The organism is Rickettsia sibirica 246, from assembly GCF_000166935.1.
Taxonomy (GTDB): Bacteria; Pseudomonadota; Alphaproteobacteria; order Rickettsiales; family Rickettsiaceae; genus Rickettsia; species Rickettsia rickettsii.
The window spans coordinates 330,287-351,936 of the sequence record NZ_AABW01000001.1 but is presented as its reverse complement, the minus strand read 5'-3'; the positions used below and the strand labels follow the sequence as shown (position 1 = coordinate 351,936).

Below are 21,650 nucleotides of genomic sequence, written 5' to 3'. Positions count from 1 at the left end.
ATGCGAGCAAGCCTTCCGCAGGGATGACATCAGTTGAGTTAAAAATGACTACTAGGTCTTATAATGAACCATAATAAGTATATAGTAAGATTGTCATTCATTATATTGTTTCTTAATATTGTCATAAATATGATGTTTTATCGTTATTTTATGATAAAAGAAATGATAGTAAAACAAGTGGCTTTGGAACATACTAAAATTGTAGAACTTTACACTGATAATATTTGGAATACTCATCAGAACGTAATCAGTAAATTACACAAATTCGATTATTTAAAACTATTACAAGATCAAGAGTTTATTAATTTTGCAAAGATTACCGCTCAATGGTTCACCAATCTTAATATTAATATTTCTCTCTACGATCTCAAAGGTAATAAATTCATCACTAGTAATATGTTACATATGTATAGTGTAGACAATTATAAAGATGATAGTTTGGTTGAGATAGTTACCGCAAAAATCGATAAATTTTTTTTAAAATCCTTTACTTCAAAAGCTCCGCTTCGAGATGCTTTTGAAGGTATTACAAGTCATATATTATTACCAAAGGTAGTAATAGAAAATGAAAGTGATTTAACAGTGGAAGAGGCTTCTTTTGTTACTAGCTATATCCCTGTTATAAATAATAATTTAGATTTTCCCGTAGATGCAGTATTTGAGATTAACACTAATATTACCAGCCAGTGGCAAAATATAACCTCTCTTGAGCAAAAGGTTTTTATAACTTTTATCATTATTTTTATAATATTCTGCACTATAATTATTAGTAATACTAACTATGCTAGACAAATCATTGAGGAGCAGCTTGAAATAAATAGAAATTTAAAAGCTCAAATAGTAAAAGTAGAAAAAACCAGCTCTTCAAATACAAAGTTTTTTACTAATATTAGTCATGAATTGCGTACACCGCTTAATGCTATAATAGGCTTTTCGGAAATTCTTATGTCGGAAAGAGATGCAGAAAAAAGTAAAAATTATATTAAAGATATAAATGATGCCGGTAAGCATTTGCTTAGTATGATTAATGATATTTTAGATCTTTCTAAAGCTTCTGCCGATAAATTAAAAGTAGATAGTATAGATCTTGATTTAAATAAATTAATTCGTTCTTCGCTGATACTTGTTAAGACTCGTGCCGATCAAGCCGAAGTGGCTTTAATTAGTAGATTACCGAAAGAGCATGTGGTTATAAAGGCTGATCCAAAAAGGCTAAAACAAGTATTCTTAAATCTTTTATCAAATGCTGTGAAATTTACGAATCCCGGAGGAAGTGTTACTATTGCACTTGAAAAAGATGAGTTAGCAAAATTAGTATATATAAAAGTTATAGATACCGGTATCGGTATTGAGGAAAAAGATATCCCAAAAACTTTATCGGCGTTCGGTCAAATTGATAGTGAGCTTAGTAGAAAATATGAAGGTACCGGTCTTGGGTTGCCGCTTACTAAAAAGCTGGTTGAACTTATGAACGGTAAATTTGATTTGCAAAGTAAGATAAATGAAGGTACCACCATAACAATAACGTTTACATATGACTGTAGTATTGAAATATAAAAAATTGTGTGGAATATTAAAAAAATTTCGGTATTATAAAAAAATTATAAATTTTTAAAAAATATATGAAACTGATTGTCTTATTATTTACTTTTTTATTTTCTATGTTTTCTTTCGGAGAAAGCGAAACTATTAAAGGAAAGCCTTTAAAATATGCAGCAAATAATGATTTTGAAAATAGACTAGATGAACAGGAACAAGAAATCAGAAGGCTAATCGGTAAAGTTGAGGTTTTACAGCATAAAATTGATATGCTAACGCAGAACTCAAATATTTCAAATCAAGAAGAAAATACTGAAGTTTTAGAAGCCGGTGATTCAAAAAAACAAGATGTTTTTGATATAGCTTTGCTTAAAGATATGCCGGATAATGCGCCTAAAAAACCTATTGCGGTTAATAAGGATATAGCTCCTGATAAGCAAGCCTACGATTTGGCTCTTGCTGCTTATAAAGATAATAAACTTACTGAAGCAAAAGATAAGTTTAAACATTTTATCCAAAAATATCCTAACAGTTTGCTAATTAGTAATGCTTATTTCTGGTATGGGGAATGCTTTTTTAAACAAAAAGACTATAACGGGGCAGCGGTTAACTATTTAAAAGGCTATAAAGAGTTACCGAAAGGGGCAAAATCTTCCGATGGGTTATTGAAGTTAGCACTTTCCTTAGGCGAACTAAAAAAAACTCAGGAAGCATGTAATATGCTTGCTAAGTTTGATAAGGAATTTCCAACTAATAGAACTGCCGCATCCAAGAAAATGGCAGAAGATGCTAAGATTAAATTTGGCTGTAAAAATAAATAAAAATAATAAAATATGACTGATATTTTGGATGAAGTACTGAGTGATCACAATGAAGAAAAAAGGTTAATTTTTTTCAAAAAGCTTTTACCTATAATAATAATCATTTCTATAATAGCTATTACTATAATGGTTGTTATTAATAATAATAAAGATACAAGAATTAAAAATAACCAAAAAAACGGAGATATTCTTGTTAAGACTGTTGGTTTGGAAACAACAAAAGATAATGAAGAGTTAGCTTTTAATACTTTAGAGAATTTAGTTACTACTAGTAATACTAAAATCCAAGAAATAGCTGCATTAGAACAAGTAGCCATAAAGATTTCAAAAAAAAAATATTCAGAAGCGAAAGACCTGCTTAATAAAGTTATTGAAAATAAAGAATATTCCGAAATTTCTACTTCTTATGCACGTATTTCATGGTGTAGTCTTGTTATTGATGATCACAATCTAGATATTCAAGATAAAGAGAAATTGACCAAATATTTAAATTATTTTGATGACGAGAAAAAACCTTTTTGGGCTACAGCAACTATTATAAAAGCTATGTGGGATATTAAGAATAATATGAAACCGCAAGCAGAAAAAAATCTAAAAAATTTATTAATTTCAAATAATGTATCTGATCTAATAAAAGATCAGGCTAAAGCATTGCTTGTAAATTTAAATAAATAATAATTCATACTTAAGGAAAAATATGACAAAAAAAATAGCACTTCTGTTATTACCGTTTATTTTAATTTCATGTAACGGGCTTGGACCAAAAAGGGTAAAAAATATTGTTGAGTTGACTTCTAAATTAGCAATTCAGACTCATGAGCCTATATATTTAGATTCTAATGCAAATATATATGCATTTAATGCAAATATGCTTAAGAATAAACAGTATAGTTTCGCTAGAAGTAAAACGATTACCGAGCCGGTTTTTATAGGCGATATGATTTATGCATTGGATATTAGATCGAATATTTCTGCATTTTCTATAGAGAAAAATAAGATTATTTGGTCTTATAATTTAAGTAGACATAAAAAAGATAATTATATAGGCGGCGGAATTTTACACCATAACGGAAAATTATACGTAACATACGGTTCAAGGTTGTTAGTAGTGCTAGATGCAAAATCAGGTTATGAAATAATTAGAAAAGAACTTCCGGATATTATTAGAATTAAGCCTATTGTGCTCAATGATAATACTGTCTTAGTGCAAACTATCAGTAATCAAACTATTGCTTTAAATGCAGAAACTTTAAAAACCGTATGGGAACATGAAAGCCTAGCGGAAGTTTTGTCGGCTAGTTATTTTATGACGCCGATAGTACAGTATGACAATGTAATAATAACTTATAATTCCGGGCAAATACTTGCCTTAAATATAACAAACGGTGAAGTAAAATGGAATTTTGAGTTTACAAATCTTAATGATCGTACAGCTATACCGAATTTTGACGAATCAAGTATTTTATGTACTCCCGTTCATGATAATATGAATCTCTATATAGCAACCGGTCTTGGTAAGCTTATTAAGCTTAATGTAGCAACCGGCAGTGTGATTTGGCAGGTAAATGCCGAGGATATTCAATCAATGTCTTTAATCGGTAATAGTCTATTTGTAACAAATAATGCTAGACAAATAGCAGCATTTAATCCTGAAACAGGGAAAGTAAAGTTTGTAGCTGATTTAAATGATGGACAAGATCCTAAGAAACTAAAATCTGCTGCTTTTTTAGTACCTTTTGTTGGAGTTAATAATAACAATAAGCGAAGTTTAAATGTTATTTCCGTTAACGGTGTTTTATATAGTTTTGATGTTGATAATAATGGATTAAACATGATACCTCATGTTGTCAAAATTATAAAAAATATTCGTTATTATGGGCTAAGCGCAAATAATAATTTATATTTTTCTACCGATAGAAAAATAATATTCGGAAGTAAATAAATTATATTTAGCTTGACAGATAGCGGGTATTAATGCTATTAAGTATGTTGCTTGATTCTTTAATTTTAAATTCTAATTAAAAAGATACTATTGTGAAAACTTACTCGGCAAAGCCATCGGAAATTGAAAAGAAATGGTGGGTCATAGACGCAAAAAATATTGTACTAGGACGACTCGCTAGCAGAGTTGCTAATATGCTACGTGGTAAGCATAAGCCTAGCTTTACACCTCATTTAGATTGTGGTGATAATATAATCATAATAAATGCGGAGCATGTAAAATTAACAGGTAAAAAAGCAAATCCCAAAGACGGAAAAATATATTACAGATATACAGGATTTCCAGGTGGGATAAAAGATACTACGGCAGGTAAAATCTTAAGTGGTAAACACCCTGAGAGAGTTATTAAAATGGCCGTAAAAAGAATGATTACAAGAAATGCTTTAGGTGCTAAGCAAATGAGTAATTTGTATGTTTATGCAAATGGTGATCATCCTCATATGGCACAGCAACCTACTGTTTATGATTTTGCAAGCCAAAATCCAAAAAATAAAAAGTAATAGAATATGCCCGAGTTAAAAATTAAAACAGAAAAAGTAGAAAAGCAGTTAACTAAAGAACCTTTAGTATTAAAAACTCCTAAAGAAAAAATAGATAATTTAGGCAAGTTTTATGCTACAGGTAAAAGAAAAAATGCTATAGCACGAGTATGGCTTAAAGTAGGAAAAGGAAAAATAGTTGTTAATAAAAAAACAATAGCCCAGTACTTTCCTTCTGAAACTTATGTAAAAACTATCTTAAAGCCGTTTGTCTTAACAAAAACTATTGATCAGTATGATATAATTTGTACTGTTAGAGGTGGAGGAATTTCAGGACAGAAAGGTGCTATTTTACATGGAATTTCTAAAGCTTTAGATAAATCTGCTCCGGATTTTCATGCTATTTTGCGTAAAGGTGGTCTTTTAACACGTGATTCTAGGGTAGTAGAGCGTAAGAAATACGGACAACGTAAAGCACGTAAGAAAACACAATTCTCTAAACGTTAAGATACAATTTGAGAAGTTGCTAGTCAATTGTTGCATGGATCAATTTTTTATTGTCATCCCGCGACTTGATTGTGGGATCCAGCTTAAAATATTTAAATTAATGAGTATTTTAAGTTATTTTTTGGGATACCGTGGTCAAGCCACGGTATGACACTAAGTACATTTTCCAAGCCATGCAACCGCTTTTATCTAGAATGACACTTCTTAACAAATTATATAAACACTTTTCCCCTGGCGGGGTAGCTCAGCTGGTTAGAGCGACGGAATCATAATCCGTGTGTCGGGGGTTCAAATCCCTCCCTCGCTACCATTCATCCGTATAGTAAACTGATTTGAACTTTGTGCTTCGTTGTTCATCCTCTCGTCTATTATATATATAGGCTCTACCTTCGTGCCTGGCACAAAATGGGGGTGAGTTTACTATAGTACTGTTAATAGTCCCATAGTTTTTAATAAAATTTTGTATAAGATAAATATTAGACTTCTTGCATAACCTATTTTATAAAGAGGAATTTGAAGGAGGCACGGAACATAGAACCGGAGCATAGCCAACAAATCTATGTAAGGATTCGAGTACCAGATCCACATTACCTTTAGAAAGAGATTATGCCAAGGAGTCTATTTTATATTAGGTTCTGTGAAGATCTCTAAAACGATTTGATTTGCACTAAAAAATATCTCAAAATAAAGTCAATTAGAAATCTTTACAAAGCCTAGCATTTTATGAAATTGATTTTAACAAGTTTAATTTTTATATTTATGAGCTTTCTTCCAATATATGCTAAATCCTTACTTAAAGGGTTCATGTATCTGAAAGATATCGACCCTACAATTATTCAAAATATGCATTATTATTCAGATGAAAATTTTGTTGGTAAAAAGGTAGATGGTTATAAAGCACCGGAAGCAATTTTAACCATATAAGCTGTTAAGGCTCTTAAAGTAGTACAAGCTGAGGTACAAAAAGATGGTTATTCACTGATTATATGCATATAGACCACAAAAAGCTGTACAACATTTTTAAGATGGAGCAAAGATAATATTGATCAAAAAAATAAGGAAAGCTTTTACCCATATACAGATAAGTCTAAATGTTTTATATTAGGTTATATAGCTGAAAGATCTAGTCATAGTAGGAGTACTGTAGATTGATCAATAATAAAGCTTCAGAAGGAAGTTAATAATAATTCTGAAGTCATTATTCAGAGAAAGCTGAAAGACGCGCGTGTTATAATCCTCTTTAGATGACAATACGGTAGACATGTATACTTCTTTTGACTTATTTGATGAAGCTTTACCTCATGATAGTAAATTAATTGATAAGCAATATTTAGCAAAACGTAATTATTTATGTTCTAAGATGCAAAACCATAATTTTAAAGCATGTAAAATTGAGTGGTGGCATTATATAACTTGCAGATGAGCCTTATAAAGATCAATATTTTAACTTTGATATAGAAAAAAAACTATGACAGTATTAAGTGAGAAAATTTAATAATAAGACATGTTATAATAAACATAAAGTAACGTTATGCCAAATTATCATATTAAATTTTTACCAAATAGAGTTAAGTTAATCGGTTATTTTTGTAGACTTATTTTATTACCAAATTTAATACCAGCTGATTCTAGTGAAAATAGTGATGACCAAAGCCTTGATAGAAATAAGGTATATTCTGTACATTTAAAACCTTTTTCTAATACCTCTACATATTTTTTAGATGAGCATCCTGATCATACCTTTGTACATATTGCTGATAAAAAATATATTTTATATGGATTGGTTAGAGAGCTAAAATTTGCGTTTGAAGATATAAATTCATGATTTTTAATGCCGGAAACTCAAATTGATACGGTTAATTGGGAAACTGAAACAACAACAAATTACTGTCTAAGTAATTTCATTATAAACTTATTTCATATAAGAGAAGTAAAAGATTTTATTGCTAATATAACTATATCTAATCTAGCAAATGCATTTACTGCACATATAATCGGTGATAATAATTATAACCTAATAAAGAATGATAGTACGTACATATTATATGATTGAATCTAGTTGCGATAAAGATTAGTTTATTGTCTAGAGGAACAAATGAGTGTGCTGTATTTACTTTAGGCAATAATACGGATATTTCATTATTTAGTGCTATAAATGAATTGAAGGTGATAAAGAGGTAAATAGTGCTGTTCTACAAGTACTATATATATAAAATTTTTACTGAATTAATGATTCAAATTCTTTTACGACGGCTTGGTAAAGTTTACGTTTAAACGGTATTATAATAGATAAGAGTTCATCAAGTGATGCCCAACGCCATTGGTCAAATTCCGGATTAGAGGTATTTATATTAATATCTTCGTTATTTCCGGTAAACCTAATTAAAAACCAGCGTTGTTTTTGTCCACGAAAATTACCGTTCCACAGTTTAGGTATTAAAAAGCTTGGTACATCATAACTATACCAGAATTTGCTTTCGGCAATAATATATCCTTTATCGCTGCCTATTTCTTCTAACATCTCACGCATTGCTGCAATACTTGGTGTTTCGCCGGGAACTATCCCACCTTGCGGCATTTGCCATGCAGATATTTTTGTATCTATTCTTTTACCGACGAATATATGGTTATCGGCATTTAATATCATCATGCCGACCCCTGGTCTATATGGTAAATCAAGATGTTTTTTGGAAGAATTGCTCATTATTTTTTTACTTTAAAAAATCAATTATAATTTTACTACTTTATTTTTACCCGTTGTTTTAGCTTCATACATAGCTTTGTCAGCACGTTCAATGAAAGATTCTATTGATTCTGCTTTTTTATATTTCGTAACTCCGATTGAAATAGTTGTTTTTAAAGGTTCAATTTGATCTTCAATGTGAAAATTCATATATTCTATTTTAACTCTAACTCTCTCCGCAGTTTCAATTGCTTTAGAAATATCTATATCCGTTAAGAGTATAGTAAATTCTTCACCGCCGAATCTTGCTATTAAGTCTGTTACTCTGAGAGTATTCTTCAAAATACGGGATACAATTGTTAAAACCTTATCGCCTGCTTGATGACCGTAAGTATCGTTTACATGTTTAAAATTGTCGATATCGCACATAAGTAAATATAATTTAATACTTTCTTTATTAGTTTTCTCAATAATTTGTTTGAGATGTATATCGAAATAGCGACGATTAAATAAGCCGGTTAGACCGTCTTTAACTGCTAAATTGACACTTTGTTCAAGATCATTACGTAAATTATCTTGATATTGCTTACGTCTTAATTGTGTTCTAATTCTAGCAAGCAATTCGCTTTCCTCTATAGGATAAACGAAATAATCATTAATACCGAGTTCAATACCTTTCACAACCAAAGGCATACCGTCTTCATCAATTTGTAAAATTATTACTACGCCGCTTATTTCTGCTTTACCTCTTAAAATAACACTGATCCTCAAAGGATCGTCATTTTCGAGCGTACTACTGATAATTACTAAATCGGGGGTATATTCATTTATAATATCTAATTCATCGGAATTACTTATTACCTTTACGTTTTGGGTAAGCTTAAGTAACATTTTTTTTATATTTTTAGCTTGTACCACATCATCATTAATTAGTAATATTTTTTTATCTGCAAAAGTGTCATGCATTTCGATATTTGTTACGCCTAATAATGCATTAGTGCTATTACGAAGCTTTAACTCATCAATTAAGCTTTTCATTCTAGATAGCGATTTAAGTCTTACAAATAGAGCAGTATCGTTAATCGGTTTTGTTAAAAACTCATCAGCTCCTGCCTCAAGACCTTTAACTCGATCATCAATATCGGAAAGTGCAGTTACCATGACAACCGGTATATGAGTAGTTTCCGGATCGGTTTTTATCGTTTTACATACCTCACATCCATCCATTTCCGGCATCATAACATCAAGTAGTATAATATCAATTTTTTCTTTTTTAAGAATTGCTAGTGCTTCTTTACCGCTATTTGCAGTAAGAACCGTATAATACTCTTTTAAAAGTTTGGCTGTTAGTAACTTAATATTGAGTTCTATATCATCTACTACTAGTATTGTGGTCATAAGATTAAATTCTTGTTTTTAAAGGAAATAATTTGTATATTTATACTTTAATTTTAAGTCTTAAATGTAAGATATATGAAAATTTCAGCAAATTCAATTAGAACAGGTAACATATTAGTGTATAATAATGATTTATGGGTTGTCAGCAAAACACCGGAACATACTCAACCCGGGAAAGGTGGAGCTTATGTACAAGTTGAGATGAAAAATTTAAAAACAGGGACAAAGCGTAACGAAAGATTCAGTTCTGCCAATTATTTAGAAAAAGCTGAACTTGAACAAAAAGATTATCAATTTTTATATTTTGAAGGTGATGATTTGGTATTAATGGATACCAAACATTTTGATCAAATAAATATTTCCAAGGAAATGTTAGAAGAAAAATTATCTTTCTTAACTGAAAATATGATTGTTAAAGTCGAATTTTATAATGACAAGCCTTTAAATATTGAGCTTCCTCCAAATGTTATACTTGAAATTAGTGAAACTGATCCGGTAATAAAAGGAGCAACCGCTACCGCTTCTTATAAACCAGCAATTTTAGAAAACGGTATTAAAGTTAAGGTCCCGCAATATTTAGAAATAGGAGAAAAAATTGTGGTTAAAACTGATGATATGACATATGTCGAGCGAGCGAAGTAAGCTGTTTTATTGAACTATGGATACCACCCCGTCATTGCGAGCAGCCGTAGGCTGCGTGGCAATCTCGTCAAATATCCTGAGATTGCTTAGTCAAAACTTACAGTTTTTCCTCGCAATGACGACTTTCAGCATCTACTCAGGCAATGCTTTTAGCTAGGAATGGTATCAATTTTTTTAAGCCATACGACATAATTTCTAAAACTAATAATTAAAAATATCAAATGCAACCTATAACTAATTTATTAATTAATGCCCTGCGTAAAGCTGTTAAGTTTTTGCATAGAGATTTTTTAGAACTCGAAATGCTACAAAAAAACTCTGTAAGAAATGAAGCATTTTGTAAGCGATCTTATTTAAAATTAAAAACTTTATTATGTGAAGAATTACAAAAATATACACAATATTTATTTTTTCCGGAGGATAAATTCGATTTAAATAATAATTATGAGAGTGTTTTTTTAATTAATCCTATAGATAGCCCAAATAATTTCGCCAGAAGCATACCTTTTTTTGCGATATCCGTAACTTATTTAAAAAAGAATCAAGAAGTTTTAATTCCTACTTCTACAGTAATATATTTTCCTGCTCTTAATGAAATTTATTATGCTGAAAAAGGTAAGGGAGCTTGGATAGAAAAAAATAATTTAAACTCTAATTATCAAGGATTAAGACTGAGAGTTTCCGATAATGCCGATTTAAAAAACTGTTTAGCAATTATTGAAGGTGTAAATCATAATGATTTGGAGGAGATAGAGGTAGATAATATTAGATCTTTTGGTTCTCTTTGCTATGGGGCTATGCTTGTAGCGTCAGGTAAAGCGGATTTAATATGTTTATCATTATTAAATTTTACATTATATTATGCATTTGAGCTTTTTATTAAGGAAGCAGGCGGGATAATTATAGATTCTAGCGATAAATTTCTATATTCAAATCGTTATATTGCTAAAAAACTTAAAAAATATTAGACAAGAAATTATTTTAGATTTGCATTTTTATTGTTATAATAATATTAATATAATTATTAATTCATAAAGTTATGGCACATTATAAAGAGTTTGAATTTGACTGCGATTTTAGTGGACAAAGAGCCAAGTTTAAGTTTTATATAGGTACGCCTCAAGAAGGGCATCATCCGCTACAATTTCAAGCAAAATGGTTATCTGACGAAAGAGGCGGTACTATTCCTGATGATGTTATGAAAGCAATATCACAGCTAAATGATCTTGCCAAAAAAAACGGTGTTCCACTCCCGGATTTATGCGTATATGCTCTTGGTGCTGCGCAAGAAGTCCAAGCTACCCCTCAAGACGAAGATAAAAACGAGAGTGAGAACCAAGAGGATAAAGCAGAGCAGGCATAGTTAAAAATAATAAGGAGATTCATAGAGATTAAAATGAAACAATATAATGATTTATTTAAAATTATTCACCGCGAAGGATATATATTTATTGCTAGCTTTGCATTAGTAAGTTTTTTATTAGCATCATTTAATGAAAAACTTGGCTGTATTGGATGTATTGCTACTGCTTGGTGTATTTATTTTTTCCGTAATCCTGATCGCTTTGTGCCTATAAGTGATGATCTGGTAATAAGTCCTGCAGATGGAATAATTCAAGAAATTAAGGAAGCATTGCCGCCTCCGGAATTAGGACTTGGTGATGTGGAAATGATTAGAGTTAGTATTTTTCTAAATATTTTTAATGTCCATGTTAATAGAATCCCGGCAAACGGAAAAATTTTAGCACTTCATTATAATCCAGGAAAATTTTTTAATGCTTCACTCGATAAAGCTAGTATTTATAATGAGCGTCAATCAGTATTAATGGAAACTGCTCAAGGTCAGAAAATTGTTTTTGTTCAAATAGCCGGACTTATAGCAAGGCGTATAGTTTGTGATTTAGAAGAGGGTAATGAAGTTAAAACGGGCGAGCGATACGGTATAATTCGTTTCGGTAGCAGAGTAGATGTTTATTTACCGTTGAAAACAGCTTTATTAGTGAGTAAAGGGCAGACTGCTATAGGCGGTGAAACTATCATTGCTGATTTTGGACGTAAAAAGACAACAGAATTTAAGTTTGAGAGGAAATAGCCTCATCACTTTAAAACCGTCATTGCGAGCAGCTGTATGCATGGTTTGTTTATGTCATTCCCGCGTAGGCGGGAGGGAATCCAGTGAAACGTATAAAAAACAAGTTTTTTATCTGTTTATTTTATCAAATATATAATTTTGTACCAATTAAGATTATTTTTTTCTGGATTCCTGCTTTTGCAGGAATGAGACATTGACAGCCATGCAACCACACTGTTTTTTCCTTGCAATGACGTGATAAATACATTTTGAGTATAAAAATTGTTAAAAATTCGTAAATCTATAATAACTAAGCCTGTACCTCTAATAAAATTAATTCCCAACTTTATTACGTTGCTTGGTTTAGTAACCGGTATGAGTTCTATAAAATTTGCTTTGGATAGCAGATGGGAACTTGCGGTATATTGCATTATAGTAGCGGCAATTATTGACAGTATCGACGGTAGAATAGCAAGGATGCTAAATTCAGTTAGTCCATTTGGTGCAGAGCTTGATTCATTATGCGATTTTGCTAATTTCGGTATAGCTCCTGCCTATCTGATATATTTATGGTCTTTTCAACAATATGAGTATAAGGTATTTTCATCAGCGGTAATGTTATTATTTATAGTGTGTATGGCACTACGTTTAGCTCGCTTTAACGTTGGTATTTATCAACCGAAACAAGATAAAACTGAATATTTTTTTACCGGTGTACCTGCCCCATGCGGTGCTTTACTTGCTTTAATGCCTGTAATGATAGATTTTGAAATCGGTACGTTATTAAATATCAATACCCGTACTCATACTATAACAATTAATATATATTTGGCTATTATAGCTTTTCTACTTGCTAGTAGGCTTCCTACAATCTCAACAAAAAATTTGAGTATTAAACCTGAATATTTATCGCTTGCAATGATTTTAGTTGCTATTGTTATTATAAATCTTATCATATATCCATGGTATGCACTGCCGTTAATTGCAGTTATATATATTCTTTCTATACCAATTTGTTATTTTTTTAAACATAGAGGGTATTGGTAAAGTTAATTATGCCGAGTGTATTACAACAAGCTATCGACAAATATAAACATCATCCATTTACTAAATATGTAATTATTATAGCCTTAATCATATTTATTTATTTGGGATATAGAATTTATGTTTGGGCAAATACACAATCTACGGATAATGCTTACATAGATGCAGATATTTCAAATGTTAGTGCTGAAGTTAGCGGTGTTTTAACAAAGTTATTTGTTACCGATAATACTAAAGTTAATAAAGGCGATCTGATAGGTGAAATTGACGATAGAGATTATAAGGCAAAGCTTGCAGCACTTGAAGCATCTATTGAAGCTTGCATAAAAAATATAGAAATTATAGAGCAAAAAATCTCAATAGGGCAGATTAGCCTAGAGCAAGCAGCTGAAAAATTAAAGCTTAATAAAATAAGCTTTGATATTGTTGCAACAGATTTTATGAGAGTGCAGGAGTTAAATAAGGCAAAATTTGCTAGCTCTAAAACGTTAGATGATTCTAAAAACGCATATCAAAAAGCCAAAACGGATTATAAACAAGCACAGTTAGATTTAGATATATCTAAGCAACATTTACAACTTCTTGAGCTTGAAAAAGCAGCAGAACAGGAAAAACTTAAAGAGCTAACAGAAAATAAAAAAGTAACCTTAAGGAGCTTACAAAATACTAAACTTATTGCTATGGTACCCGGTATATTCGGTAATAGTAGTTTAGAAGTCGGAAATTACATAGTACCGGGTAGGGTGTTGTTTTCTATAGTTCAAGATAATACTATGTATATTCAGGCTAATTTTAAAGAAACACAAATTCAGAAATTTAAGTCCGGCATGAAAGTCAAAATTGAATTTGATGCTTTGCCTAAAAAGGTAATTTACGGGAAGATTCGTAATATTGCTCCTGCGACCGGCTCTAAATTTAGCTTAATCCCACCAGATCATGCTACCGGTAATTTTACTAAAAGCGTACAACGTGTACCTGTTTTAATAGATTTTGAATCCCCAAATGCTAATCTAGTTCCCGGCATGTCAGCAATCGTATCCATTAGAACGGATCAAAGTACGTAATTTTTGTTAAAAAATAGCAATAATTATTCTATTAAAAGTACATATTCTAGTATTATTTACTGATTACTTAAAAAGCTATATAATATGAGTAATACCAAAAGTAATAATTAATATGCAAAGATATTTAGATCCCACTAATTGATAGTGTATTTAAAAAAATCTTTCGTGATTTAGAGAGGTTCAAGGAATTTATCAATGCAGTTCTTGAACTACCTGAGGGGCTTAGAATTAAAGCAATAGAATTTATACCTGTAGAGCAAGTACCTATGCTCGATAAAGGGAACAAAAAGCATATTTGATTTAAAGGTTAAAGATGAAGCCGGTAGCTGGTATATAATCGAGCTTACAACTTACACAAGGAATAAAGCATAAAGAGTTATTACCGAAACAAATAAGCAATATTTATTTGATTTTTCCTATGTATTTATAGAGCTTAAAATTTTGATAAAGATAAGCTTGAAACTACTATAGATGAGTGGCTACATTTATTTAAGTGTGCAGAAACAGAAAACAGCCCACCTGCAAATATAAAGAGCGAGAAGGTATTAGATGCATACAATATAATAGAAATGCATAACCTTACCGCCGAAGAATATGATGCCTATATAAGAGCGCAATTAATGGAAGATGCCGAGGAAATAGCTTTAGGAAGAACAGTGTGAAAAAGGGAAAGAAAGAAGCATAGAAGTAGCAAAGAACTTGTGACTTAAAGATATAGATGTCACAATATAATAGCAGATTCAACAGGGCTAACTATAGAAGAAATAGAAGAGTTAAAAGCAAAAATAGAAAATTCTGAAACTAGTTGATTAATTATTTGCTCTTTAACTCTGCTAATTCTTTCTTGAGTTTTATTACTAAAGTTTGTAATTTTTCAAATTCTTCGCGAGTGACGTAATTACCTTTAAGTATTTTATCCTCAATTATGCCACAGCTTTTATCCGTTATACTATTTAAGGCTTTTTGTGCTACGCTGCTAGCTCCAACGGCTACTTTTAAAATATTATTTGTTTTCATAGTACCTCTATCGATAAAGCATGCAAGCCGCTATTAAATTCATCGGCAAGTAAGTTATTAATAGTGCGATGATTGGCAATTAGGCTTTTCCCCTGTAATGTTTCTGCAGAAATTCTTATTTTTATATGGCTGTGAATTCCGTTATAATGACTAGCATGTTTATAGCTTTCATCTATTATTTCTTGAAAATGTGGTTTTAACACACTTAATTTTTCTTGTATCATTTCTATGCGGTTCATATTTTTATTTCATTTACAGTAAAAATGCCCTAATATTCTTAAGTATATAATTTTATGATACACATGGCAATGTCGGAATTAAGAACGAATTATAAAGATTTACAAGATGCGATAGATAAATTGGAAAAAGGCGTATGTTTTGCTTGTAGATTAGTTAATTATGATGAAATAGAATTTATAGAGCAGGGTAAGCATTTTATAATTGAAGATTTAGATCAAATCATTGAAGATGTAAGCAAAGAACTTAATATTTTTTCAAAGTTTAAGAAAATAAAGAAAGATAGAATATTATTTATCCTAAATACTACTGATTCTGACTTAATTAAAAATTTTGCTAGAAAATTATATTTATTTTCGCAGCTTTATATTAATGAACAGAAGCCGGCAATTTATATGAATTGTTATATTGCTAGTATTAAATTTCCAAAAAAAGTAAGTAATAATGCTAAAGAAATTGAAAAAACATTAAATATGTTACTTTCACAAGATAATAATAATTATTATTATTACCGTGAATATAGCAGTACAGAACATGATTTGGAAAATATAAGAAAATCTAATCTTCAGCTTAACTTACTACGACAAGCCTTAGCAAAAAAGACTATGCGATTTGCTTATCAGCCTATAATAGATCGTAATACTATGAAGATTCATTATTATGAATGTCTGCTTCGTATACCTGACGAGAACGGTGTTTATATTTCCGTAGGTCCTATAATCCCTATTGCTGAAAATAAAGGATTAATTTTTATAATTGATCAAATTGTTTTAGAAATGACTGTTAATGAACTTGCCCGCAACCCAAACTTAATGTTAGCCGTTAATATTTCAAATATAGGAGCAGGCGATGAAGCTTTATGGGAAATAGCAGAAAACTTATTAAAAGCTCATAATGTTGGGGATCGTTTAATTATTGAAATTACGGAAACTTCTTTCAATCAGCATTACGATAAAATAACTTTATTTATTAATAAACTACATAAGTATGGATGTAAATTTGCATTAGACGATTTTGGTGCGGGTTTTACTTCTTTTAAACAACTTCAAAGCTTACCAATTGATATTATCAAAATTGACGGTAAATATGTGCGTAGTATTACAAGTGATGTACAAAGTAGGTATTTCGTAGAAAGATTAATTAAAATTTCAGAAGATTTAGGTATTAAAACGGTAGCTGAATTCGTAGAAAACGGAGAAATAGCTAAATTTTTAATTGATCTAAAAGTCGGTGGGCTACAAGGAAACTTCTATTCCGAAGCAAAATTTGATAGGGTGGATGAGGTTTAATGATTGTCATACTGAACCGGTTTTGTTGTATGGCTCTTGAAAAAGACTCCGATGTCATGCCGTGATTTGACCACGGTATCCATAAAAATAACTTTATAATATCAATGATTTTAATATTTTAAACTGGATACCGCGATCAAGTCGCGGTATGACACAGTTAGTGCTTGACAATGTTACTTAAAACCTATATGCAGAACTCAATTTTAAATGATTAAACTTAAATGCTGTTACTTGAATTAAAAAAAACTAATCAAACCTTAGAAACTATACATTTTATAGGTATCGGCGGCGTTGGCATGAGCGGTATTGCCGAGATATTATATAATCTAGGTTATAAAGTACAAGGTTCCGATTTAGTAGAAAATTATAATACTAAAAGGCTTGAGTCATACGGTATTAAAATATTTTTAGGACACGCCGAGCAGAATATTACCAATGTGTCGTATGTTGTTATTTCATCGGCAATTAATCCAAAGAATCCTGAAATAAAAGAAGCTTTGGAGCGTAAAATTCCAATTATTAGACGTGCGGACATGCTTGCTGAACTTATGAGATTAAAATGTTCAGTAGCAGTTTCAGGATCGCACGGTAAAACCACTACTACTTCTTTAGTTGCTTGTTTATTTGAGGCAGCTGGTTTATGTCCTACGGTTATTAACGGTGGGATTATCAATAATAAATCGACTAATGCATATCTTGGTTCAAGTAATTATTTAATTGCGGAGGCCGATGAATCGGATGCAACGTTTATTCATATTCCATCAACTATTGCGATAATAACTAACATTGATCCTGAACATTTAGATTATTATAGAGATTTTGAAACATTAATTGGTGCTTTTAGAAGCTTTATTACTAATTTGCCGTTTTACGGTTTTGCCGTTTGTTGTATCGATCATAAAATAGTTCGTAAGTTAGTAGACGATATTACTGAAAGGAAGATTGTTACTTATGGCATCGATTCGGAAGATGCTCATATTATAGCGTTTAATATTAACACTGATATTGCCTCCTCTACTTTTGACGTAAAAATTAGTCTACCAAATGTACTAGGTACAACGATTATTGAAAAAATTACTATTCCAACGCCCGGAAGACATAATATTTTAAATAGTCTTGCTGCAATTGCCGTTGGGATAGAATTAGATTTCGGTATTAAAGCTATTAAAAACGGTTTTAATAATTTTAAAGGAGTGAAGAGGAGATTTACTAAAGTAGCTGAATATAATAACGCTTCAATTATCGATGATTACGCTCATCACCCTGAGGAAATCAAAGCAACGCTTGCGACGGCTAAAAATATAGCAAATAAACAAAACGGTAAAGTTATTGCTATTTTTCAGCCTCACAGATATTCAAGAATGCAGTATTTATTTGATGATTTTATGTTTTGCTTTGCTGATGCCGATATACTCTATATTACTGATATATATGCTGCAGGTGAAAACCCTATAGAAGGAATTACAGGACGAAGTTTAGTTGATAAGATTACTAAGCGTAAACATCACGATAAAGCAAATTTTCTAGCAGAGCTAGATGATGCGGTTGGAGTTATTATAGATAATGCAGCTTCTGGTGATATGATAATTATGATGGGAGCAGGTAATATTTCAAGTTTTGCTAATGAATTAGAGGGGAGATTGTCATCCCGTGGCTTTAGCTGTCATACCGTGGTTTGACTGGTATTGTTGCATAGCTCTTATGTCATTCCCGCGAAAGCGGGAATCCAGTTTTTTAAATAAATTATATAAAAATTTAGTATATAATTTTCTTTGTTTTTATCATTTTTTTCTGGATTCCCGCTTTCGCGGGAGTGACATCTGTTCGTATAACATAGGGTCAAGCGAACTAAGGGACAAAAGAGTGAAGATAACAGTAAAGCGAATAGCAGGACTAAATATGTTAATTTTACCGATAGTAAAAGGCGAGTATAAAAAAGATTATAATTTAAAACACTTAACATGGTTTAAAGTAGGCGGTAATGCTGAAATTTTCTTTAAACCTTTAGATAGCGAAGATTTAAAAAGTTTCTTAATACAAAATAAGCAAAAATTACCTATAAAGACTTTTGGAGCAGGCTCAAATGTTATTATAAGAGACGGCGGCATAGAAGGGGTCGTTATAAAACTTGGTCAGAATTTTAGCAATATTGAGTTTATAGATAATCATTTAATAGTAGGTAGCAGCTGCCTTAATTATAATTTAGCAAAATTTTGTCAAGCAAATGCTATTTCCGGTTTTGAGTTTTTAGTAGGTATTCCAGGGACTATCGGTGGCGGTGTTGCTATGAATGCCGGTGCTTACGGCTCTGAATTTAAAGATATTGTAGTGCAGATTGAAGCGATTGACTTTGCAGGAAACTTTTTAACATTCACAAATGAAGAAATCGGTTTTAAATATCGCAGTAATGATTTACCAAAGAATTTAATTATTCTCAAAGTTGTTTTTAAAATAAATAAAGGCGATAGTGAAAATATATTATTACGGATGAATGAAATAAATAACGCAAGATCATCTACACAGCCTATTAAAGAGCGTACAGGCGGTAGTACTTTTGCAAATCCTGAAGGGCGTAAATCTTGGGAACTTATTGACAAAGCGGGGCTTAGAGGCTATAGAATAGGCGGTGCTTCGATGTCAGAACTTCATTGTAATTTTATGATAAATAATGGTGATGCTACCGCTAAGGATTTAGAAGATTTAGGTGATTTTGTCCGGCAGAAAGTATGTGAAGATAGCGGGGTTAAGTTAGAGTGGGAGATTAAGAGAATCGGACGTCATCCCTAATTAAAAATGGCGTTGTTGCAGCTAGTTTTATGTCATTCCCGCGAAGGCGGGAATCCAGTAAAACATATAAAAAACAAGTTTTTTATATGTTTATTTTATAATATGTAACTTCTATATCAATATTGAAGTTATTTTTCTGGATCCCCGCCTACGCGGGGATGACATCGAGTAGGTTTTTCGAGCTATGCAACAAGGCCGCTTTTAGTTAGGAATTACAATGGATTTAATAAGAAAGGAAAAAACGTGCATAAATATCAAACACATTGGGTAGAACACTCTATAGTCAAAATATTAAGTAGTACCGGTAAAAAGCATATAGCATTAATGGCAGGCGGTATGTCTGCTGAGCGTGAAGTATCGTTAGTGTCAAGTGAAGGAGTTAGTAAAGCTTTAATTGAATTAGGATATAGAGTTACCTTTATTGATATGGGAGCGGATATTGCAGTTAGATTACAAGAAATAAAACCTGATATCGTTTTTAATTGCCTGCACGGTACATATGGTGAAGACGGTTGTTTACCAGGATTACTTAATATAATGCGGATTCCTTATACTCATAGCGGCGTGTTATCTTCAGCTTTAGCATTCGATAAAATACATTCTAGGATCTGGTTTTTAACGAATAATATTAATATGGCAGAAAGCATTGTTGTAAATAAAAGCGATAATATAAAAAATGATCCTATGAAACGACCGTACGTTATTAAGCCTCTTACGCAAGGTTCAAGTATTGGTGTTGAGGTGATATTTGCAGAAGACGATTTTAACTTTGCCGATTATGATTTTCCTTACGGTGATCAGGTAATAATAGAACAATATATAAAAGGGCGAGAATTGCAAGTAGCGGTATTAAACGGCAAAGCTCTTGGAGCTTTAGAGATTAAATTACTAAAGAATCGTTTCTATGATTATGAAACTAAATATACCGAAGGATTTGCTGATCATCTTTGTCCTGCTCCGCTACCTGCTAATTTATATGAGAAATTACTTATAGAGTCAGAAAAACTTTATAAAACAATGAATTGTAAAGGTCCTGCTAGAGCAGAGTTTATTTTAGAAGAGCAGACAAACAAGTTATATGCTTTGGAGATAAATACTCACCCAGGTATGATGCCTTTATCAATAGTGCCGGAAATTGCAGCTTATGCAGGGATAAATTTTACTAACTTAATTGCAGAAATTATAAAGACGGCAAGCTTTGAATCATGAGAAAAAAAACAAGCTCCAATAAAAAAAAACAAACAAAAAAAACTAATAATATCTCATTACGCCGAAAATTAGGACTAATTTACAAAAAAGCAATATTAGGGCTTAAGATTGCTTTAATTATCTTTGTATGTCTATTTGTTTTTACAAAATATTTTGCCGGCATAAAAACCTACTTAACAACAAATATATACCAAACAACAACAAAACTTGGGTTTAAACTTGAGAATGTTATCATTGAAGGACAGCAAAATGTCGATGAGCCTACAATATTAAAGGTTTTAAATGCGAATAAGGGCAGTCCTATTTTTGCTCTTAAATTAGACGAAATTAGAAATAATTTAAAGAAAAATAAATGGATCAAGGAAGTATATGTCAGTAGAAGATTACCAAATACGGTATATATAAAATTATTTGAAAGAGAACCTATTGCTATTTGGCAAATTAATAATCAGCTTTTCTTAGTCGATGAAGAAGGTTACGAAATTAGTAAAAATATTCAACCTTTTCCTCATTTATTACATGTTGTAGGGGAAGGGGCGAATATCTATGCAGGTACATTAGTATTAGAGCTGCAGAAATATCCGGCATTAATGAATAAAACTTCAGCTGCTGTAAGACTCGGAGATAGAAGGTGGGATTTAAATCTTAAAGGTAATATAAGTATTAAGTTACCTGAAAAAGAGTTTGAAGAAGCATTAAAATATGTCGCTGCACTAAATAAAGCTAATAAGCTATTTAACCAAAATTATAAGGTTTTGGATTTAAGGGATAAGAATAAGTATTATATAGAGAAGTACTGAGAATTGTCATTGCGAAGAGAAACGTAGTTTCGATGTGGTACTCTGGTCAAGCATCCTGAGC

At 31.3% G+C, this 21,650-nt stretch carries 25 protein-coding genes, 1 tRNA gene and 1 pseudogene; 23 read left to right on the top strand and 4 right to left on the bottom strand.

Features of this window, described 5'->3' with window-relative positions; genetic code table 11:
• Nucleotides 1–63: 63 nt before the first annotated feature.
• The 11 genes from RSIB_RS03940 (at nt 64) to RSIB_RS05830 (ending at nt 7,401) form a co-directional block, all read left to right on the top strand.
• Complete coding sequence (locus RSIB_RS03940; RefSeq protein WP_032850863.1) at nt 64–1,557, top strand: sensor histidine kinase; 1,494 nt, start codon at nt 64–66, stop codon at nt 1,555–1,557.
• A 65-nt stretch (nt 1,558–1,622) separates the two neighbouring features.
• Nucleotides 1,623–2,360, top strand: coding sequence for a tol-pal system protein YbgF (gene ybgF / locus RSIB_RS03945; protein WP_004996379.1), 738 nt, complete (start codon nt 1,623–1,625; stop codon nt 2,358–2,360).
• Nucleotides 2,361–2,372: 12 nt separating this feature from the next.
• Nucleotides 2,373–3,035 carry a DUF2659 family protein gene (locus RSIB_RS03950; protein WP_004996377.1) on the top strand — a complete coding sequence of 221 codons (663 nt, stop codon included), beginning with the start codon at nt 2,373–2,375 and terminating at the stop codon, nt 3,033–3,035.
• Between the two features lie 22 nt (nt 3,036–3,057).
• The gene (locus RSIB_RS03955) at nt 3,058–4,302 is read left to right on the top strand and encodes an outer membrane protein assembly factor BamB (RefSeq protein ID WP_004996375.1); all 1,245 of its coding nucleotides are present in this window, start codon (nt 3,058–3,060) and stop codon (nt 4,300–4,302) included.
• Between the two features lie 92 nt (nt 4,303–4,394).
• Nucleotides 4,395–4,862, top strand: a complete 468-nt coding sequence (rplM, locus tag RSIB_RS03960; RefSeq protein ID WP_004996373.1) for a 50S ribosomal protein L13 — start codon at nt 4,395–4,397, stop codon at nt 4,860–4,862.
• Nucleotides 4,863–4,868: 6 nt separating this feature from the next.
• Nucleotides 4,869–5,348, top strand: coding sequence for a 30S ribosomal protein S9 (rpsI, locus tag RSIB_RS03965; protein WP_004996371.1), 480 nt, complete (start codon nt 4,869–4,871; stop codon nt 5,346–5,348).
• A 233-nt stretch (nt 5,349–5,581) separates the two neighbouring features.
• Nucleotides 5,582–5,658, top strand: a tRNA-Met gene (locus RSIB_RS05840).
• Between the two features lie 413 nt (nt 5,659–6,071).
• Nucleotides 6,072–6,272 carry a M15 family metallopeptidase domain-containing protein gene (locus RSIB_RS05835; RefSeq protein ID WP_010976975.1) on the top strand — a complete coding sequence of 67 codons (201 nt, stop codon included), beginning with the start codon at nt 6,072–6,074 and terminating at the stop codon, nt 6,270–6,272.
• A 337-nt stretch (nt 6,273–6,609) separates the two neighbouring features.
• The gene (locus tag RSIB_RS03970) at nt 6,610–6,771 is read left to right on the top strand and encodes a M15 family metallopeptidase domain-containing protein (RefSeq protein WP_004996367.1); all 162 of its coding nucleotides are present in this window, start codon (nt 6,610–6,612) and stop codon (nt 6,769–6,771) included.
• Nucleotides 6,772–6,879: 108 nt separating this feature from the next.
• The gene (locus tag RSIB_RS03975) at nt 6,880–7,173 is read left to right on the top strand and encodes a hypothetical protein (RefSeq protein ID WP_004996362.1); all 294 of its coding nucleotides are present in this window, start codon (nt 6,880–6,882) and stop codon (nt 7,171–7,173) included.
• A gap of 6 nt (nt 7,174–7,179) precedes the next feature.
• Complete coding sequence (locus tag RSIB_RS05830; protein WP_014273277.1) at nt 7,180–7,401, top strand: hypothetical protein; 222 nt, start codon at nt 7,180–7,182, stop codon at nt 7,399–7,401.
• A 165-nt stretch (nt 7,402–7,566) separates the two neighbouring features.
• Here RSIB_RS05830 and RSIB_RS03980 read toward each other — a convergent pair whose 3' ends face one another.
• Both RSIB_RS03980 and RSIB_RS03985 read right to left on the bottom strand, forming a co-directional pair.
• Nucleotides 7,567–8,052, bottom strand: coding sequence for an RNA pyrophosphohydrolase (locus RSIB_RS03980; protein WP_004996360.1), 486 nt, complete (start codon nt 8,050–8,052; stop codon nt 7,567–7,569).
• 24 nt (nt 8,053–8,076) lie between these two features.
• Nucleotides 8,077–9,429 carry a PleD family two-component system response regulator gene (locus tag RSIB_RS03985; RefSeq protein ID WP_004996357.1) on the bottom strand — a complete coding sequence of 451 codons (1,353 nt, stop codon included), beginning with the start codon at nt 9,427–9,429 and terminating at the stop codon, nt 8,077–8,079.
• A gap of 75 nt (nt 9,430–9,504) precedes the next feature.
• Between RSIB_RS03985 and efp the strand changes: the two genes are divergently transcribed.
• The 7 genes and pseudogenes from efp to RSIB_RS10405 all read left to right on the top strand — a co-directional run bounded on the left by efp (nt 9,505) and on the right by RSIB_RS10405 (nt 14,549).
• A complete protein-coding gene (gene efp, locus RSIB_RS03990; RefSeq protein ID WP_004996356.1) occupies nt 9,505–10,071 on the top strand; it encodes an elongation factor P in 567 nt (188 codons plus the stop codon).
• A 221-nt stretch (nt 10,072–10,292) separates the two neighbouring features.
• Entirely contained in the window at nt 10,293–11,039 is a 747-nt protein-coding gene (locus RSIB_RS03995; protein ID WP_004996352.1) for an inositol monophosphatase family protein, read from the top strand.
• A gap of 71 nt (nt 11,040–11,110) precedes the next feature.
• The gene (locus RSIB_RS04000) at nt 11,111–11,434 is read left to right on the top strand and encodes a DUF2610 domain-containing protein (RefSeq protein ID WP_004996351.1); all 324 of its coding nucleotides are present in this window, start codon (nt 11,111–11,113) and stop codon (nt 11,432–11,434) included.
• Between the two features lie 33 nt (nt 11,435–11,467).
• Nucleotides 11,468–12,163 carry a phosphatidylserine decarboxylase gene (locus RSIB_RS04005; protein WP_004996349.1) on the top strand — a complete coding sequence of 232 codons (696 nt, stop codon included), beginning with the start codon at nt 11,468–11,470 and terminating at the stop codon, nt 12,161–12,163.
• A gap of 261 nt (nt 12,164–12,424) precedes the next feature.
• Nucleotides 12,425–13,189: a CDP-diacylglycerol--serine O-phosphatidyltransferase gene (pssA, locus tag RSIB_RS04010; RefSeq protein WP_004996347.1), complete on the top strand. Its 765-nt coding sequence runs from the start codon at nt 12,425–12,427 to the stop codon at nt 13,187–13,189.
• Nucleotides 13,190–13,197: 8 nt separating this feature from the next.
• Nucleotides 13,198–14,250 carry an HlyD family secretion protein gene (locus RSIB_RS04015; RefSeq protein WP_016728134.1) on the top strand — a complete coding sequence of 351 codons (1,053 nt, stop codon included), beginning with the start codon at nt 13,198–13,200 and terminating at the stop codon, nt 14,248–14,250.
• Nucleotides 14,251–14,362: 112 nt separating this feature from the next.
• Nucleotides 14,363–14,549 (top strand): annotated as a pseudogene (locus tag RSIB_RS10405) (hypothetical protein).
• 514 nt (nt 14,550–15,063) lie between these two features.
• Here the strand turns inward: RSIB_RS10405 and RSIB_RS04020 are convergent.
• Nucleotides 15,064–15,267: a hypothetical protein gene (locus RSIB_RS04020; protein ID WP_004996338.1), complete on the bottom strand. Its 204-nt coding sequence runs from the start codon at nt 15,265–15,267 to the stop codon at nt 15,064–15,066.
• The gene (locus tag RSIB_RS04025) at nt 15,264–15,506 is read right to left on the bottom strand and encodes a BolA family protein (RefSeq protein ID WP_004996335.1); all 243 of its coding nucleotides are present in this window, start codon (nt 15,504–15,506) and stop codon (nt 15,264–15,266) included. Before RSIB_RS04025 ends, RSIB_RS04020 begins: the two co-directional genes overlap by 4 nt.
• A 54-nt stretch (nt 15,507–15,560) precedes the next feature.
• Between RSIB_RS04025 and RSIB_RS04030 the strand changes: the two genes are divergently transcribed.
• The 5 genes from RSIB_RS04030 to RSIB_RS04050 all read left to right on the top strand — a co-directional run bounded on the left by RSIB_RS04030 (nt 15,561) and on the right by RSIB_RS04050 (nt 21,589).
• Nucleotides 15,561–16,793 carry an EAL domain-containing protein gene (locus RSIB_RS04030; RefSeq protein WP_032850862.1) on the top strand — a complete coding sequence of 411 codons (1,233 nt, stop codon included), beginning with the start codon at nt 15,561–15,563 and terminating at the stop codon, nt 16,791–16,793.
• A 221-nt stretch (nt 16,794–17,014) separates the two neighbouring features.
• Nucleotides 17,015–18,472 carry a UDP-N-acetylmuramate--L-alanine ligase gene (gene murC, locus RSIB_RS04035; RefSeq protein ID WP_004996331.1) on the top strand — a complete coding sequence of 486 codons (1,458 nt, stop codon included), beginning with the start codon at nt 17,015–17,017 and terminating at the stop codon, nt 18,470–18,472.
• 220 nt (nt 18,473–18,692) lie between these two features.
• Nucleotides 18,693–19,580: a UDP-N-acetylmuramate dehydrogenase gene (murB, locus tag RSIB_RS04040; RefSeq protein WP_004996325.1), complete on the top strand. Its 888-nt coding sequence runs from the start codon at nt 18,693–18,695 to the stop codon at nt 19,578–19,580.
• Nucleotides 19,581–19,823: 243 nt separating this feature from the next.
• Nucleotides 19,824–20,789, top strand: coding sequence for a D-alanine--D-alanine ligase (locus RSIB_RS04045; RefSeq protein WP_004996323.1), 966 nt, complete (start codon nt 19,824–19,826; stop codon nt 20,787–20,789).
• On the top strand, nt 20,786–21,589 hold the full coding sequence (locus RSIB_RS04050) for a cell division protein FtsQ/DivIB (protein WP_004996318.1): 804 nt from the start codon (nt 20,786–20,788) through the stop codon (nt 21,587–21,589). The genes RSIB_RS04045 and RSIB_RS04050 overlap by 4 nt, the downstream gene beginning before the upstream one ends.
• Nucleotides 21,590–21,650: the final 61 nt, after the last annotated feature.